This is a genomic window from Pueribacillus sp. YX66 (assembly GCF_041725775.1).
In the GTDB taxonomy this organism is placed as follows: domain Bacteria; phylum Bacillota; class Bacilli; order Bacillales; family UBA6769; genus Pueribacillus.
Genome location: NZ_JBEUEL010000067.1, coordinates 1 through 2,372, shown reverse-complemented (window position 1 = coordinate 2,372; position 2,372 = coordinate 1). Strand labels below are relative to the sequence as shown.

Genomic DNA, 2,372 nt, shown 5'->3' with positions numbered 1-2,372 from the left:
TCGTTAGGGTTATTTTCTATCAAGAGTGGATCAGTTTTCAATTGTCATGGTGGATCACTTTTAAGTTACCATATACAGAACTTTGCAGAAAGGTATCCCCAGATATTATTGTGTTAGACATTATGCTTCCTGACATAGATGGTCTTGAAGTGTGTCGGAGGATAAGGGAGTTTACCTTTTGTCCCATTATATTTCTTTCAGCTAAATCAGATGATGTAGATAAACTTATGGGGCTGGGTATTGGGGGAGACGATTATGTAACCAAACCTTTCAGCCCCAAAGAGATAGCATTCAGAATTAAAGCTCATTTTAGAAGACTGCAACACATGCGGTATGTTGAGGGAAATAATTCAAATGAAAAAGAAAAAGAAGTCTTCAAATACAAAGACCTTGAAATCGATAAAAACAAAGCAGAGGTAAGGAAGTCAGGTCAAATAATAGACTTAACAGCCAAAGAATATCAGCTATTATTATTTTTAGTTGAAAATTCAAATAGGATATTAAGTAAAGACTTAATTCTAGAAAAAGTTTGGGATAGTAACTATGAAGGATATGATAATACGTTAATGGTGCATATTAGAAACTTGAGAAAAAAGCTTGAAGACAATCCATCTAAACCTGAGTATATAATAACATTTAAAGGCTTAGGATATAAGTTTGTAAGAGGGGATTAGAATGAGAAAAAAAATCACTTTGAGCTTTTGGTCAGTTATTATTATATCTTCTTTAATGATTTTGCTAATGACGCTAGCTACCGTCTATTTTTTTGTTTTCACTAAGAATAAAGTTGTTTCAGATTATCCCCCAAATTTCACATTATCCTTCGATTTGTATATTGAAGAAATTGATAATGATATATTGATAAGTGAAAAGGGACAACAGCTTTTAAAAAATAAAAATGCTTGGATACAAATACTAGATTCCAATGGAAACGAGATATACGAACTCGGCAAGCCTGAAGGTACACCCATGCATTATTCGCCTGCACAGATTGTACACTCACACATGTACCCAGATACCATTGACGGTAACACCCTTTTTGTTGCGGAATCTACTACCGATAGTAACTTAAGTTACATTATTGGTTTTCCTTCTACAGAAATAAACAAACACACATTCATCTACGAATCTGACTTATTATCTTTATTTCTTAAATTTACTTTGTTGGTGCTATTGATTTCTGTTGTTGTGTTTCTAATTACTGGCTCCATTTTTGGTAATAAGCTAACGAATCCTATTGTTCGAATAATTGAGGGGATAGAATTGCTATCTCAAAAAAAATACGGTATACAATATAGCGAAAAAGGCATTTACAGTAAGGTTTTCAACAGTCTAAATGTGTTGTCTGAAAACTTGAAATCAAGCGATAGAGAAAGAAGAAAAAATGAAAAAATGAGAGAAGAGTGGATTGCAAATATTTCTCACGATTTAAAAACGCCACTTTCCACAATTAAAGGCTATTCAGAAATTTTAGCTGACAGTGATTATCATATTTCTAAAAGAGAAATCATGCATTATTCAAATATCATATTCGAAAAAGCTGTTTACATGGAGAACATGATAGAAGAGCTTCGTTTAAATGAGAAATTAAGGCAGAATGCATTAATATTGAATAAGACGCAAAATGATCTAACAAAATTTCTAAGAAACATCATTATCGAAATATTAAACCATCCTAACTATTCAGACAGAAAAATAAATTTTAATGCTCCAGGCGAAATAATTGAATACGAAATTGACAAAAACCTGATGAAAAGATGTATAGAGAATTTAATATTCAATGCATTAATTCATAACGATCAACAAACAGACGTAACTGTGAATTTGTATAAACGGGAAAAAATCATCATAGAAATTGAGGATAATGGAAGAGGCATCAGCATGGAGGATTTGGATAAATTATTTAATCGGTACTACAGAGGAACTAACACTGAGGATTACAAAGGGGCAGGTCTCGGAATGTCTATAGCAAAAGAAGTCATAGAAGCTCATAACGGTGAAATAACGGTAGAAAGCAAACTAAACGTTGGAACAATAATTAGAATAACTTTATAAGTCTGAGTGAGAAGATAGCATGAATACATGTTATCTTTTTTTTCTTTCCATGAACGTTTACGTTACGGAGGTAAAATTAAGGGGGATTTAAGGTTAGATAAATTCAGGGTTAAGGATGGTCATTTATACTCTAATTATGATCAAATAAAAAATGAGGGTGAATCAATTGAAACAACTAATAGCGAGCGAATTAAAAAAAGCATTATCTTTAAAGGTACCGTCAAGAATTTTGTGTAAGTCGATAGGGCTCTCACTTGAACTGTCAATATAATGGTGCTTAAGCAACCTTAACAACTATACAAAAAATGTCAGAAGGT

General features: G+C 32.3%; 2 protein-coding genes. Both read left to right on the top strand.

The window, feature by feature from the left end; all coding sequences use genetic code 11:
- The coding region (locus ABU914_RS15270; protein WP_379670551.1) for a response regulator transcription factor at window positions 1–674 on the top strand (674 nt) is incomplete at its 5' end.
- A 1-nt stretch (window position 675) separates the two neighbouring features.
- Window positions 676–2,055, top strand: coding sequence for a sensor histidine kinase (locus tag ABU914_RS15265; RefSeq protein ID WP_379670550.1), 1,380 nt, complete (start codon window positions 676–678; stop codon window positions 2,053–2,055).
- The last annotated feature ends 317 nt before the right edge of the window (window positions 2,056–2,372 follow it).

Coding starts and splice junctions, on each gene's coding strand:
- ABU914_RS15265 (WP_379670550.1), top strand. CDS start 676: ATGAGAAAAAAAATCACTTTGAGCTTTTGGTCAGTTATTATTATATCT.